12 protein-coding genes are annotated in these 12,991 nt (G+C 67.2%); 9 read left to right on the top strand and 3 right to left on the bottom strand.

Annotated features, from left to right (window positions below; genetic code table 11):
• The first annotated feature begins 91 nt into the window (after positions 1 to 91).
• The 9 genes from AB0M45_RS28600 to AB0M45_RS28560 all read left to right on the top strand — a co-directional run bounded on the left by AB0M45_RS28600 (position 92) and on the right by AB0M45_RS28560 (position 10,081).
• On the top strand, positions 92 to 850 hold the full coding sequence (locus tag AB0M45_RS28600; protein WP_364335565.1) for a CoA-transferase: 759 nt from the start codon (positions 92 to 94) through the stop codon (positions 848 to 850).
• Complete coding sequence (locus tag AB0M45_RS28595) at positions 847 to 1,941, top strand: nitronate monooxygenase (protein WP_364335563.1); 1,095 nt, start codon at positions 847 to 849, stop codon at positions 1,939 to 1,941. The genes AB0M45_RS28600 and AB0M45_RS28595 overlap by 4 nt, the downstream gene beginning before the upstream one ends.
• Positions 1,942 to 2,221: 280 nt before the next feature.
• Positions 2,222 to 3,550, top strand: coding sequence for a GNAT family N-acetyltransferase (locus tag AB0M45_RS28590; RefSeq protein WP_364335561.1), 1,329 nt, complete (start codon positions 2,222 to 2,224; stop codon positions 3,548 to 3,550).
• A gap of 16 nt (positions 3,551 to 3,566) precedes the next feature.
• Positions 3,567 to 4,979 (top strand): aspartate aminotransferase family protein, encoded by a 1,413-nt coding sequence (locus tag AB0M45_RS28585; RefSeq protein WP_364335559.1) that lies wholly within the window; start codon positions 3,567 to 3,569, stop codon positions 4,977 to 4,979.
• A 1-nt stretch (position 4,980) separates the two neighbouring features.
• On the top strand, positions 4,981 to 6,432 hold the full coding sequence (gene iaaH, locus AB0M45_RS28580) for an indoleacetamide hydrolase (RefSeq protein ID WP_364335557.1): 1,452 nt from the start codon (positions 4,981 to 4,983) through the stop codon (positions 6,430 to 6,432).
• Positions 6,416 to 7,633 (top strand): pyridoxal phosphate-dependent aminotransferase, encoded by a 1,218-nt coding sequence (locus AB0M45_RS28575; RefSeq protein ID WP_364335555.1) that lies wholly within the window; start codon positions 6,416 to 6,418, stop codon positions 7,631 to 7,633. Before iaaH ends, AB0M45_RS28575 begins: the two co-directional genes overlap by 17 nt.
• Positions 7,623 to 8,384, top strand: coding sequence for a tryptophan 2,3-dioxygenase family protein (locus AB0M45_RS28570; protein WP_364335553.1), 762 nt, complete (start codon positions 7,623 to 7,625; stop codon positions 8,382 to 8,384). The genes AB0M45_RS28575 and AB0M45_RS28570 overlap by 11 nt, the downstream gene beginning before the upstream one ends.
• Positions 8,377 to 9,399, top strand: coding sequence for a hypothetical protein (locus AB0M45_RS28565; RefSeq protein ID WP_364335551.1), 1,023 nt, complete (start codon positions 8,377 to 8,379; stop codon positions 9,397 to 9,399). The genes AB0M45_RS28570 and AB0M45_RS28565 overlap by 8 nt, the downstream gene beginning before the upstream one ends.
• 223 nt (positions 9,400 to 9,622) lie before the next feature.
• Positions 9,623 to 10,081, top strand: a complete 459-nt coding sequence (locus tag AB0M45_RS28560; protein ID WP_364335549.1) for a YbhB/YbcL family Raf kinase inhibitor-like protein — start codon at positions 9,623 to 9,625, stop codon at positions 10,079 to 10,081.
• An 82-nt stretch (positions 10,082 to 10,163) separates the two neighbouring features.
• On the opposite strand, the gene AB0M45_RS28555 is transcribed toward AB0M45_RS28560, so the two are convergent.
• From AB0M45_RS28555 to AB0M45_RS28545, 3 genes are read right to left on the bottom strand one after another with little or no spacing between them, the layout of a single operon-like run.
• On the bottom strand, positions 10,164 to 11,318 hold the full coding sequence (locus AB0M45_RS28555; protein ID WP_364335574.1) for an acetyl-CoA C-acetyltransferase: 1,155 nt from the start codon (positions 11,316 to 11,318) through the stop codon (positions 10,164 to 10,166).
• A gap of 49 nt (positions 11,319 to 11,367) precedes the next feature.
• The gene (locus AB0M45_RS28550) at positions 11,368 to 11,985 is read right to left on the bottom strand and encodes a TetR/AcrR family transcriptional regulator (RefSeq protein WP_364335572.1); all 618 of its coding nucleotides are present in this window, start codon (positions 11,983 to 11,985) and stop codon (positions 11,368 to 11,370) included.
• Positions 11,986 to 12,021: 36 nt separating this feature from the next.
• Complete coding sequence (locus tag AB0M45_RS28545; RefSeq protein ID WP_364335547.1) at positions 12,022 to 12,801, bottom strand: hypothetical protein; 780 nt, start codon at positions 12,799 to 12,801, stop codon at positions 12,022 to 12,024.
• Positions 12,802 to 12,991 lie beyond the last annotated feature (190 nt).

The raw sequence follows: 12,991 nt of genomic DNA, 5'->3' as shown, positions 1-12,991 counted from the left end.
CGAGTGCAGCCGCGATGAAAACCATCCCTGCCCCGCTCGCACACCCCGATCATTCCGGACGACCGGAGGCACAAGAAGAAGGTAGGGCGCGATGACCAGCACCGAGACCGTGACCCGCGCCGAGGTGTGCGCGGTCGCCTGCGCGGAGATCTTCCGCGGCGCGGGGGAAATCATGGCCAGTCCGATGTCGCCGATGTCCATCCTCGGCGCCCGGTTGGCCAAGCTCACCACCGAACCGGATCTGCTGCTGTCGGACGGCGAAGCGCTTCTGCTCGCCGAGACTCCCCCGCTGGGCGGGAAGGCACCGATCGAGGGCTGGATTCCGTTCCGGAAAGTCTTCGACGTGGTGGCCTCCGGGCGCAGGCACGTGGTGATGGGCGCCAACCAGATCGACCGTTTCGGCAATCAGAACCTTTCGGCGTTCGGCCCATTGCAGCATCCGACCCGGCAGATGTTCGGGGTGCGTGGCGCGCCGGGCAACACCATCAACCACGCCACCAGCTACTGGGTACCGCGACACTCCAAGCGCGTGTTCACCGACGGGGTCGACATCGTCTCGGGTGTGGGATACGACAAGGTCGACCCGGCCGACCCCGCCTACCGCTTCCATCACCTGCACCGCGTAGTGACCAACCTGGGTGTCTTCGATTTCGAAGGTCCCGGCCACACCATGCGCGCCCGCAGCCTGCACCCCGGCGTCACCGCCGACGAGGTCGCCGAGCACACCTCCTTCGAAATCGCGGGGCTCATCGAGGCGGACGAGACGCGCAAGCCGACCGCCGAGGAACTGCGGTTGATCCGAGAGGTGCTCGACCCCGAGAAGGTTCGCGAAAGCGAGGTCCCGTCATGACCGCACACCTGCGCACCGCGCTGACCGATCTGGTAGGCGTCGAACACCCGATCGTGCAGACCGGTATGGGTTGGGTGGCGGGTCCGCGGCTGGTCTCGGCCACGGCAGAAGCGGGCGGGCTCGGCATTCTCGCCTCCGCCACCATGACATTCGCGGAGCTGGAGGCGGCGATCGCGAAGACGAAGGCGCACACCGGGAAACCGTTCGGCGTCAACATTCGGGCCGACGCCGCCGACGCGCCCGAGCGAATCGATCTGCTGATCCGGGAGAAAGTGGCGGTCGCCTCGTTCGCGCTCGCGCCCAAACAGGACCTGATCGCGAAGCTGAAAGACGCGGGCGTGGTGGTCATCCCGTCGATCGGTGCGGCCAAGCACGCGGTCAAAGTGGCGGCCTGGGGCGCGGACGCGGTGATCGTGCAAGGCGGCGAAGGCGGCGGGCACACCGGCCCGGTGGCCACTACCTTGCTGCTACCGTCCGTGCTGGACGCGGTGGACATTCCCGTGATCGCGGCCGGTGGATTCTTCGACGGACGCGGGTTGGCCGCCGCCCTGGCCTATGGCGCGGCGGGTATCGCGATGGGCACCCGGTTCCTGCTCACCCAGGAGAGTACGGTCCCGGACGCCGTCAAGCAGGAGTACCTGCGCAGGCAGCTCCAGGACACGGTGGTGTCACTGAAGGTCGACGGCATGCCGCACCGCGTGCTGAACACCGAACTGGTACAGCGCCTGGAACATTCGGGCCGCTGGCGCGGGCTCACCACGGCGGTCGCGAACGCGGCCCGGTTCAAGAGCATGACCGGCATGAAGTGGTCCATCATGATCCGCGACGGCCTGGCCATGCGAAAGACCAAGGACCTCAGCTGGTCACAGGTCGTGATGGCCGCGAATACCCCGATGCTGCTGCGCGCCGGATTGGTCGAAGGCGACACCCAGGCGGGTGTGCTCGCCGCGGGGCAGGTCACCGGGATCATCGACGACCTGCCCACCTGCAAAGAGCTGATCGATCGGATCGTCACGGAGGCGGTAGCGCGGATCGACGCGGTCGGCGCGCTCGCCGACCGCGCGGAAACCGCTGCGGGCCGCTCCGGGTGAAACAAGTGCTGCCCAGGTCCTGCGGCTGGAGGCAGTTCACCGGTAGCGAACTGTGCGCACGCGCCGCTGATACGGGGTCGGCGGCGCGAGCAATCCGGAGCTGGCAACAGTAACGCGAACCCTCCTGCGGAAGCGCGGCCGGGTCGGATCGGGGTGCTCCGCTGTGCGCGGGTCGGCGGGGCGAAGACTCCCCACTGCTGGTCAGCCCGACCCGCGTCGAATCCCCGATACTGCACCCTGTGGATGCATGCCATGACAAGCGAACGAGAAGACCGACACGATGACGGTGCTGCCGGTTCGCCTGCCAGGCGGCCTGATTCTGCGATCCGCCCATTCCCGCGACCGGGACGCGTTCGCCCACCTCCAGTCCTATGCCCATCAGGACGCGGACGGCAAACCCAATGCGGCCGTGGGCGCCTGGAGCGCTGAACTCTTCGATCGCGCGCATCCCACCATGGAACTCGCGGACATCACAGTGGTGGAGGATCCGGCCGCTGACGCGCTCGTCTCCGGCCTGACCCTGGTGCCGCAGATCTGGTCCTACGCCGGTATCCCGTTCGGCGTCGGTCGGCTGGAACTGGTGGCGACGCGCGCCGGCTACCGCAGGCGAGGGCTCATCGGCCGCCAGTTCGACGTGCTGCACGAGCGCAGCGCGGCGCGGGGCCATCTGGTGCAGGTCATCACCGACCTGATGTTCTTCCACCAGGAGCACGGCTACCACGCGGTGCTGACCCAACGCGCGGGCCGTGGCGGCTGGGCACGCGACCTGCCGCCGGCTCCGCCAGCGGGCGAGCGCGTCGAATTGCGTCCTGCCACACCTGCCGACGCGCCCTTCCTCCAGAGTGTGGATCGGCATGCCGGGTCGCGGGCATTGGTCACCTGCCCGCGCGACCGCGCCCTGTGGGAATACGAACTGACCGGCCGCAGTCGTGCCAACATGATGCGCGACGACATCTTCGTCATCCGGCAGGGCGCCCAGCCGGTGGGGTACGCCGTTTCGGGGTATGGCGGCATTCCCAGTTTCCCTATTCCCAGCTGGCTGCCCGGCCAGCCCTGTCCGGAATCGGTGACCTCCATCTCGGGGCTCGAAGTGACGCCGGACGCTTCCTGGCCGGAGATCCTGCCGAGCGTGGTGCGTCGAATGACGGGCACGGACGGATACATGCTCTGGCTGGGTACCGACCATCCCGCCTATCATCCGCTCGGCGATCTGCTCGTTCGGCGGCCGCCGAATATCGGCTGGTTCATCCGGATTCCGGATCTGGCGGCGTTTCTCCGCCACATCGCGCCGGTACTGGAGAAACGGCTGATCGAGTCGGCCTTTTGCGGGTACACGGGGATGCTTCGGCTGCACTTCTACACGTTCGGGGTGCTCCTGCGTTTCCAGGAAGGAAAGCTGGCCGGCGCCGACCCGTGGCCGGAACACGCCAGGCGTGCGTCGGATGCCTCCATGCCGGTCGCGATGTTCCTCGCACTGCTGTTCGGCCACGCCGACCTGCCCGAACTCGCCCCGGCTTATCCCGATCACCGATTGCAGACCCGGCGGGCAGCAGCGCTGCTCACCGCCCTCTTCCCCAAGCTGCCCTCGCAAATCTGGCCGGTGGTCTGACCGGAGAGGAATTCGCATGACTCAGCTCGAAATAGTCGCCGCACAACGGATTCGGGACGAATACCGCACGCGCACACCGAAATCTGCACGACTGCACGAGGAGGCCAAGAGCTGGCTGCCCGGCGGCGACACCCGGACGATCAACCATTTCACGCCGTACCCCACATTCATGGACCGGGGCGCCGGCTGCGTGTTGACCGATGTCGACGGCAACGAGTATCTGGACTTCTACAACAACATGAGCGCGACAGTGCACGGTCACTGTCACCCGGCACTGCTGGCGGCGGCCGCGGAACAGATCGGCAAGAGCTCCGCCCTCGGCACCCCCGTGGCGGTGCAGGCTCAGCACGCGGCCGTCCTGTGCGAACGTGTCGCGTCGATCGACAAGGTGCGATACTGCAATTCCGGCACAGAGGCGACAATGCTCACCCTCCGGGCCGCGCGCGCCTTCACCGGCCGTGACGTGATCGTCAAGGTCGACGGCGGCTACCACGGTCTGCACGACGACGCGCAGATCAACATATTCACGGGCCTGCCCGACCCGACATACCCACAGGAGGGCCTGCCGGGATCCTTCCCGCCTGCCCAGCCCGCGCGCGGAGTACCCAAGGCGCGGACACGCGAGGTCATGCTCTTGCCCTACAACGATCTGGCGGCGGCGCGAGAACTGCTGGCGCTACACGCCGACCGGATCGCCGCGATCATCGTGGAACCGATGATGGGTGCGGCGGGCGGAATCCCCGGCGACGTCGCATATCTGCGCGGACTGCGTGCACTCACCACCGCCCATGACGTGCTGCTGATCTTCGATGAGTGCGCCACCTTCCGGATGGGTCCGCTACAGAATCGCTATGACATCACGCCGGATCTCACGTCACTCAGCAAGATCATCGGCGGTGGGTTCCCGCTGGGCGCCTTCGGCGGTCGCGAAGACATCATGGCCCAGTTCGACCCCACTCGCCCGGGCCACGTCTACCACGCGGGCGCATTCGGCGGCAATAACATGAGCCTGGCGGTCGGGCTCGCCGCACTCGATACCTACGGTTCAGCCGAAGTGGAGGAACTCAACGCCAAGGGCGAGCGTCTGATCCGGGATCTTCCCGACGCGGCGCATCGGGCGGGCGTGCGGCTGCAGATGACCGGCATAGGGTCGTTGATGCACCTGCACTGGGGACACGGCCCGATCACCAACCCACATGATGCGCTGGCCCGCCGGACCGGCTTGGCGGACCTCCCCGAGCTGTTTCACCTCGCGCTGCTCAACCGCGGTATATACACGGCGCGCCGCGGTCTGTTCGCCCTATCGCTCCCGATGACCGACCACCACATCGACACGTTCATCGACGCGGTTCACGACGTCCTGGTAGAACTCGTCCCCTACATCGGAACGCACACCCCGCACCTGCTCACCGAGAACGCGGGACACTGAGATGGACTCGATCGACTGGGGCGTGGCCGACGCGGCGGCCGGCATCAGGCACGGCACGATTTCCGCGGCGGAATACGCTCGGGCGCTGCTGAACCGGATCGATGAGCACGAAGCACTCGGCGCCTTCATCACCGTTCGGGCGGACGCGGTGCTCGCCGCCGCCGCAGAGGCCGACGCAGCACGGGCGAGCGGCGCGACGCTCGGCCCGCTGCACGGCGTGCCGCTCGCGGTCAAGGACAACATCGATACCGCCGACCTGCCCACCACCGGCGGTACGCCCGCCCTGCGTCGACACCAGCCGGTCGCCGACGCCGACGTGGTGCGCCGCTTGCGCGATGCCGGAGCACTTGTGTTGGGCAAAACCAACCTCCACGAGCTGGCATACGGCATGACGAGCAACAACGGCCATTACGGACCGGTCGCGAATCCGTACCGAACGGACCGTATAGCGGGCGGTAGTAGCGGAGGCACCGCCGCCGCCGTCGCGGCACGCATGGCACCCGCCGGTTTGGGCACTGATACGGGCGGTTCTGTGCGAATGCCCGCGAGCCTGTGCGGTGTGGTCGGCTTCCGCCCGACCTTGGGTCGTTATTCGCAGAACGGCCTCATTCTGGTGTCCAGCACACGGGATACGGTCGGTCCGTTGGCCAGATCCGTTGCCGACGTGCGGCTGCTGGACTCGATCCTGAGCACAGTGCCCGCTCCACAGGACGGCGAATCCGGGCCCATCCGGCTCGGCGTCGTGCGCAGTCCTTTCCTCGACGGACTGGCCTCCGACTTGGCCGAGTGTTTCGAACGACGCGTGGCGCAACTCGCTGACGCCGGTCTGGACATCATCGAGCTGGAGTTTCCCTCCCACACCGGCGATCTCATCGTCAAAGCAGGTTTCCCGATAGCCTTCTACGAGACACCGATCGAGCTGCGGCGCTACCTCGCGGCAAGCGACATCGCCATGTCGCTTGCCGAGCTCGTCGCAGGATGCGGTAGTCCCGACGTCGAGCAGCTTCTCGAGGGACTGGTGGGTGCGGGCGCGACCTCCCCGGAGGATTACACCGCGGCGCTGACGCGCTATCGGCCCGAGTTGGACGCACTTGTGCGCGCGAGCCTGGAAACGCATCGCGTCGACACTCTGGTATGGCCGACCACGCCGCTCACGGCAGCGCCGATCGGGGCCGACGAAGTGGAGCTGGGCGGCGTGCTCGTCTCGGCGTTTCTCGCCTATAGCCGCACTACCAACCTCGGCAGCATTCTCGGTTGGCCCGGCATCAGCGTGCCCGCCGGGCTGGACAACGCGGGGCTGCCGATCGGTATCGCACTCGACGGTCCGCCCGGCAGTGACAGCCGCTTGCTGCGGATCGCCGGTATCTGCGAGCAGTTGTTCGGGCGACTACCGGCGCCGCAGCCGGCCACCCTTCCACCTGTCTTCGGAAAGCACGATGATTCCTTATCCTGAAGTGATCGTCGGCACCGACTTGCGCACGAGATTCCCCGATACCGAGCTGGTGTCCGAATACCTGGCGGCGGGCAGCCCGGCCGGCGAGCTGATCTATCTGGGTTTCGGCGAAACGTGGACCAAGGCGGCACCCGGCTTGACCGCGGCTTTGGCGGCGCTGCCGACGCACGCGCACGGTTACATCATCTCCCAATACGGGCTGCCCCGGCTGCAACGCGTCCTGCGGTCGTACATCACACGGACGCACGGTCTCGCGCCCGAATTCTCCGCGGGGGTGGACTACGAGGTCGCGGTCACCGCAGGCGGCACTCGAAACGCCATGTTCGACTTCGGCCGAATGCTGCGCGCCGACGGCGCGTCCACTGTGCTCGCCCCCATGCCGGGCTGGGACTACGCCGGGGTCTTCGGTCCGCTCGGCTACCGAACGCGCTATTACCCCGTGGACAGGGGTCAGCCCGTCACCGACGGGCTGACCATGGACCGCAACACGCTGCTGGTGATCAATGCCCAGCACAATCCCACCGGTGCCAACTGGCGGCCCGAACTCATTCGAGAGCTGCTCGCGTTCGCGCGGGCGGCCGGTGCGGCGGTTTTACTGGACGACGCGTATTTCGGGGTGCACGATCCGGAACAGACGCCGACATCCGCACTGTCCCTGTTGCTACAGGAAACACCCGGGTCGCGATGGCTGGCCGTGCGTTCGTTGGGAAAGCAATTCCATTGCAGCGGGTGGGGGATCGGCGCGGCGACCGCGGATCCGCGCACGCTGGACGCGCTGGTCAACCGGTGGCAGTTTCAGCGGAGTTTCGCCAGCGCGATCCCCCTCCAAGAAGCCATGGCCAGCTGGCTCGCCGACCCGGCGTCCGAGCGCTACCTCGCCGAGCAAGGACGGGCACACTCCGTGAAACGCGCCGCGGTGCAGGAGTCGCTGTGCTCCGATCTCGGTTACCCGCCGGATATGGCACAGGTAGGGGAGTTCGCGCCCTTCGCACGGATACCGCTGCCCCGGGCACACCGGGACGGCTCGGTACTGCAATTCCGTCACGAATGCCTGCGCAAGACCGGGGTGCTGGTCGGCGTCGATCGCTGGGACGCCGAGAACAGCGACCGATCACCCTGTTATCGGCTGTATTTGGGGCCGGAGCTGCCGGTGATCATCGAGGCGATCACCCGGATGGGTAGGGCGGGCTATGGATACTGACCTGGCCGAGTTGACCTATGCCGACTACCTGCGTCTGGACCAGCTGCTGAGCGCGCAACAGCCGCGCACCACCCCGGAACAGCACGACGAGATGATGTTCATCATCTGTCATCAGGTGACGGAACTGTGGCTCAAGCTGGTGCTGCACGAACTGAGGGCGGTCCGAAGCGGTTTCCGCGCGGGGCGGGCGAGCCTGTCCACCCTCGACCGCGTCCAGCAGGTGCTGGTGCGGCTGAACGATCAATGGTCGGTATTGAATACCTTGTCACCCAGTGCCTTTCAGCGGCTACGGCCCGCTCTCGGCCGAGCTTCCGGCCTGTATTCGAAGCAGTATCGAGAGCTCGAATTCCTGCTCGGCAAACGCCACCCCGGCTGGCGGGATTTCGCCAACAGCGAGGCCAAGGAGCCCAGCCTGTTCGACGAATTGATTCGCTACCTGCTCCGGCGCGGCCACGCAGTGCCGGAGCACTACCTGGAACGGGACTGGGGTCGGCGCCGGGAATCCACTCCTGAATTATTCGACGTGTTCGAAGCGATTCGGGCCACCGGACGTGGTGTCGAATACCACATCTGTGCACAGCTCGTCGCGATCGATGAGCAGCTGCGGGAATGGCGGCTGCGTCACCTCCAGCTGGTGCGGAAACATCTCGGCCGCAAACCGGGCACCGCGGGCACATCCGGTGCACGGTACCTCGCCGCCACTATCGATGACGTTTTCTTTCCCGAACTCCGCCCCACGCAGGATGGTTGATCGCGTCTTCGTCGCCGACGCGGCGTGGCTCGGCGGGGACACCCTCGCCGGACCGACAGCGGTAGGCATGTCCGGCGACACAGTCGGCTGGGTCGGCCCGCCCGCGGCCGCACCGCCCGAAGTTGCGCAAACTCGCGTCGACGGGATACTGCTGCCCGGCCTCACCGATCATCACGTGCATACCGCTTTGATCGACTCGGCCGAACTGCTGACGAACGGGATAACCACGCTGCTCGATCTGGGCGGAGTACCCGATGAGCTCTGGCCGCTGGTCGAGCGCTCGCGGCACGATCCGAGGCTGCCCCGAATCCGTGCTGCCGGCCCTTTCCTCACCGCCCCCGGCGGATATCCCACCCGGCAAGCTTGGGCGCCACCCGGGATCGCGCTCGAAATAGACGACCCACCTTCAGCGGCCGCGGCTGTCGAATCGCTACTCCCCTACCGGCCGGTGACCATCAAAGTCGCCCTGAATTCCGAGGCAGGGCCGGTCATCGATGACGTGACCCTGCGCACGGTGGTTCGCGTTGCGGCCACCAACGGACTCCCGGTAACCGCGCACACGCAGGGAATCGGCCAAACTTTGCGGGCGTATCGAGCGGGGGTGCGGATACTCGCGCACACGCCGTGGACGGAAGCTCTCACCGACGACTTGATCGACGGCCTCACGCGAGGCACGACGATGATCTCCACCCTGGACATCCACGGCTGGGGAGCACCCACCGATGGCCGAGACACCGCCCTGCACAATCTTCGCCGTTTCCACGCGGCAGGCGGCAGGGTCCGATATGGCAGCGACTTGGGCAACGGTCCGCTTCCGTTGGCAGTCAACGCCCGAGAAATCGCGGCCCTCGCCGAAGCCGGGCTGACGCCCATAGACGTCCTGCACGCGATTACCGGCGCACCGCTGCGCCCTGGCGCCGTCGGCGACTTGACCGCCGTTCCCGCCGACCCGACCACCAACATTCTTGCCCTCAGCCAGGCGATCACCGTCTGCAAGGCGGGTCATCCGGGCTGATAGGTCGCTCTGGAGCGGTGGCGGGTAGCTGCCATCTCGTGGCGACTGGGGCACCGGCTTCTGGTTTAGCCGGACATTGTCTGCCTACTCTCGGGCTGTGACCACATACCGGTTCGCCTGATCTCCGCCGAGGCGCTGACGTCGGCGGCAGCCGCGGCATGCGGAGACACCGGCGAATCGAAAGAACGCTGCGACCACAACCACCATTCGAGCGGAGGCCACGATGCCCGCGACGAACGAGATCACCGTGAGCAGTACCGCTTTCAGCGACGGTACCCCTATTCCGGCGGCCTACTCGTGCACCGGAAGGAACGAGCCGCCGCCGCTGACCTGGAGTGTTCCGGAATCGGCCGTCCGGCTGGCCCTGATCATGGACGACCCGGATGCCCCCATCGGGCTGTTCACCCACTGGGTGGTCAGCGATATCCCGCCGACCACCACCTTCAGCGAGGAAGGTCGGACACCGAAGGGCGGCGTAGTCAGCCTCAACAGCGCGAACCTCGCCGAGTACTTCGGACCCTGCCCTCCCGCCGGGACCGGCGTGCATCACTATCGGTTCATCGTGGACGCGCTCTCGAAGCCGGTTTCGCTGACCGCGAAAACGCCAGTGGCCGAGGCGAGATCCGCGATAGAGAAGGCCAGCATCGGACACGGTCAGTTGGTCGGCACCTACACCCGCTGATATGCGAACTCCCTGGCCGGAGCCCTTCGGGCGGCACGTCGGCGGACCGGGGGTCACCGACGTGTCGCTCGTTCATTTCGGATCAGCGCGGCAGGCGCTCGATGATGGTGGCGTTGGCGGTGCCGCCACCCTCGCAGATGGTCAGCAGGCCGTAGCGGCCATCGATCCGCTCGAGCTCATTGAGCAGGGTCGCGAAAAGCTTTGCGCCGGTCGCCCCGAGCGGGTGGCCGAGGGCGATCGCTCCGCCGTTGACGTTGACCCGCTCCGGATCGGCGCCGGTCTCCTTCAACCAAGCCAGCACCACGGGGGCGAACGCCTCGTTGATCTCGACCACATCGATGTCGTCGATGGTGAGCCCGGATTTCTCCAGTGCCCACTTGGTCGCCGGAATCGGCGCGCTGAGCATGAAGATCGGGTCGGCGCCGCGCGCGCTCACATGGTGGATGCGCGCTCGCGGCGTCAGGCCGTATTCCCGCACCGCCCACTCCGAGGCGAGCAGGGTGGCGCTGGCGCCGTCGGAAATCTGGCTTGCTACGGCCGCGGTGAGCGGGCTGCCCTCGGCCAGCGGCGGCAGCGCGGCCATCTTCTCCAGGCTGGTCTCGCGGGGGCCCTGGTCGATCCAGAAATCGCCGACCGGAACGATCTCGTTGTCGAAGCTGCCGTTCTTGATCGCCTCGCGGGCCCGTTCGTGGCTGCGCAGCGCCCAGCGCTCCATGTCCGCCCTGCTGATTCCCCACTTCTCGGCGATCAATTCCGCACCGCGGAACTGCGAGACCTCGCCGGTGCCGTAGCGGTGGTCCCAGCCTTCCGCGCTGACGAACGGCGAGTCGAAGCCGTACTCCTTGCCCGCGAGCATGGCGGCGGAGATCGGGATCGCGCTCATGTTCTGCACGCCACCGGCCACGATCACTTCGGCGGTGCCGCTCATGATGGCCTGCGCGCCGAAATTGATCGCCTGCTGGCTCGAGCCACACTGCCGGTCCACCGTGACACCGGGAACCTCTTCGGGGTAACCCGCGGTCAGCCACATGGTGCGGCCGATGTTGCCCGCCTGCGGACCGATGTTGTCGACGCAACCCACGATGACGTCGTCCACGACCCCCGGGTCGATCGGGCTGCGGTCCAGCAGACCGCGCAGCACGGCCGCACCCAGATCGGCGGGGTGCACGCCCGCCAGTGCGCCGCCGCGCTTACCGACCGGGGTGCGTACCGCATCGATCACGTAGGCGTCCCGCAGCGGGGCATACGGACGACGGGACGCGGAAGGTGCTGACATGTAAGGACTCCTACGTGGTGCGCTCGGGAACGGTGAGCCCGTCGAGCACGATGGTCAGGTACTGCTTGGCGAGGTTGCCGACGGTGATGGGGCCGCCGGGCCGGTACCACCGCACCGCGACCCACACCGTGTCGCGCAGGAACCGGTAGGCCAGTTCGACGTCGAGTTCCGGCCGGAAACTGCCGTCCCGCACGCCGTTGGTCAGCACCCGGTGCCAGAGTTCACGGAATTCGCGGTTGTAGTCGGCGATGTAGGTGAACCGTTCGGCGGTGCGCAACCGCTTCGCCTCGGCCTGGTAGATCGCGACCGCGGCGTGCCAGCGGTCGAACGACTCGTAGGACGCGAGCACCAAGGCTTCCAAGGTGTCTCGCGAACTCAGTCCGGAGGCGACGATCTCGCGATAACGGCCGAAGAGATCGTCCAGGAAGCCGCGCAGGATCTCGTCCACCATCGACTCTTTGGAATCGAAATGGTGGTAGAGGCTCCCCGATAGGATTCCGGCCGCGTCGGCGATGTCACGCACGGTGGTGGCGCGTAATCCCCGCTCGGCGAACAATTCGGCCGCAAGGGCGAGCAGCTCGCTGCGCCGTGCTGATTTCGAGGCGTCTGGTGCGGTCACGCGGCCCATCATACAACCAAGCATTTGCTTGGTCGAGTGGGGTGTTCAGCGCGCCGAGTAGCGCAGCGGGGAAGAAACCGAGAGGTCGGCGAGCAGTCGATCGCAGATCACCACGGGCGAGACGCCCGCACGCGCCATCCGCGCGACCAGCGCGAGACGGCGCTCGCAACTGTCCCATTCCACCGTGAGCTGGCCACGGCCCGGTCCCGCGTCCACGGTGGCCATCACCCGCGGCGGACCGCCAGGGACCGGTTCCTCGCTCAACTTGAGCACCATGCCGCGTTGCCAGGCGCGATAGGTGTCCATGTCGGCGCCGATCACGAGCTTGTCCGTGGCCGCGCACAGACCCTGGGCGATCTCGTCGGCGAAGGTCACCCCATCGAAACGGGATTTGCGGCATTTCGCGAGCACCGCGAGCAGGTCCGCGCGCACCTCACCGAGCAGAGCCATCTGGCGCTGCCTGCGCCGCTGGTCCTCGGTGTGGAAATGGCCGGGCGGGGAGCTGAGTCCGATGCGCCTGGCGCGCTCCCGATCGCGCGCCAGATCCGCGCGCAACGCGCCGCGTGGGTCGCGCGCGACTTCGCGCTCGTCGACGGCGTGCTGCTCGAGAATGCGCGCGGCCGCCATCGCGACCGCGCGTTCGGAAGTGTGCTCGATGAGTTCGGCGCCGAGGGTGAGCGCCGAAAGTACGAGGCTGTCCAGCCGCCGCCGGGCCAGCACGACGTCGCGGACCAAGTCGAGTTCCAGTTGTTCGCGGGCAGGTGGGCGATCCAGGCCCATAGCCATCGCCCCCTTGCAGAGCGCGGATCCGATCCCGTCCAGCATGGCACACCCCGGCGCTCTCCGGCTCGCCCTTTTCCACCTGATCAACCGCCTATTTCGGCGCACTGTGCCCGACGCTGGAAGGCGATCGCACTACGGCGCGCGGGTCACCGCACCGGCACCGAGCAAGCGGCTGCTCGATAGTCGCCGGACGCCTCCGTCCACCCGATCCGACGCGAACGACCGGGCGGAC

This window comes from Nocardia sp. NPDC051787, assembly GCF_040681325.1.
Classification (GTDB): domain Bacteria; phylum Actinomycetota; class Actinomycetes; order Mycobacteriales; family Mycobacteriaceae; genus Nocardia.
This window is presented reverse-complemented; position numbering and strand designations above follow the sequence as displayed.

Excerpts from the sequence above, each read along its gene's own strand:
- AB0M45_RS28600 (WP_364335565.1), top strand. The coding sequence starts at position 92 with ATGACCAGCACCGAGACCGTGACCCGCGCCGAGGTGTGCGCGGTCGCC.
- AB0M45_RS28595 (WP_364335563.1), top strand. The coding sequence starts at position 847 with ATGACCGCACACCTGCGCACCGCGCTGACCGATCTGGTAGGCGTCGAA.
- AB0M45_RS28590 (WP_364335561.1), top strand. The coding sequence starts at position 2,222 with ATGACGGTGCTGCCGGTTCGCCTGCCAGGCGGCCTGATTCTGCGATCC.
- AB0M45_RS28585 (WP_364335559.1), top strand. The coding sequence starts at position 3,567 with ATGACTCAGCTCGAAATAGTCGCCGCACAACGGATTCGGGACGAATAC.
- iaaH (WP_364335557.1), top strand. The coding sequence starts at position 4,981 with ATGGACTCGATCGACTGGGGCGTGGCCGACGCGGCGGCCGGCATCAGG.
- AB0M45_RS28575 (WP_364335555.1), top strand. The coding sequence starts at position 6,416 with ATGATTCCTTATCCTGAAGTGATCGTCGGCACCGACTTGCGCACGAGA.
- AB0M45_RS28570 (WP_364335553.1), top strand. The coding sequence starts at position 7,623 with ATGGATACTGACCTGGCCGAGTTGACCTATGCCGACTACCTGCGTCTG.
- AB0M45_RS28565 (WP_364335551.1), top strand. The coding sequence starts at position 8,377 with ATGGTTGATCGCGTCTTCGTCGCCGACGCGGCGTGGCTCGGCGGGGAC.
- AB0M45_RS28560 (WP_364335549.1), top strand. The coding sequence starts at position 9,623 with ATGCCCGCGACGAACGAGATCACCGTGAGCAGTACCGCTTTCAGCGAC.
- AB0M45_RS28550 (WP_364335572.1), bottom strand. The coding sequence starts at position 11,985 with ATGGGCCGCGTGACCGCACCAGACGCCTCGAAATCAGCACGGCGCAGC.
- AB0M45_RS28545 (WP_364335547.1), bottom strand. The coding sequence starts at position 12,801 with ATGCTGGACGGGATCGGATCCGCGCTCTGCAAGGGGGCGATGGCTATG.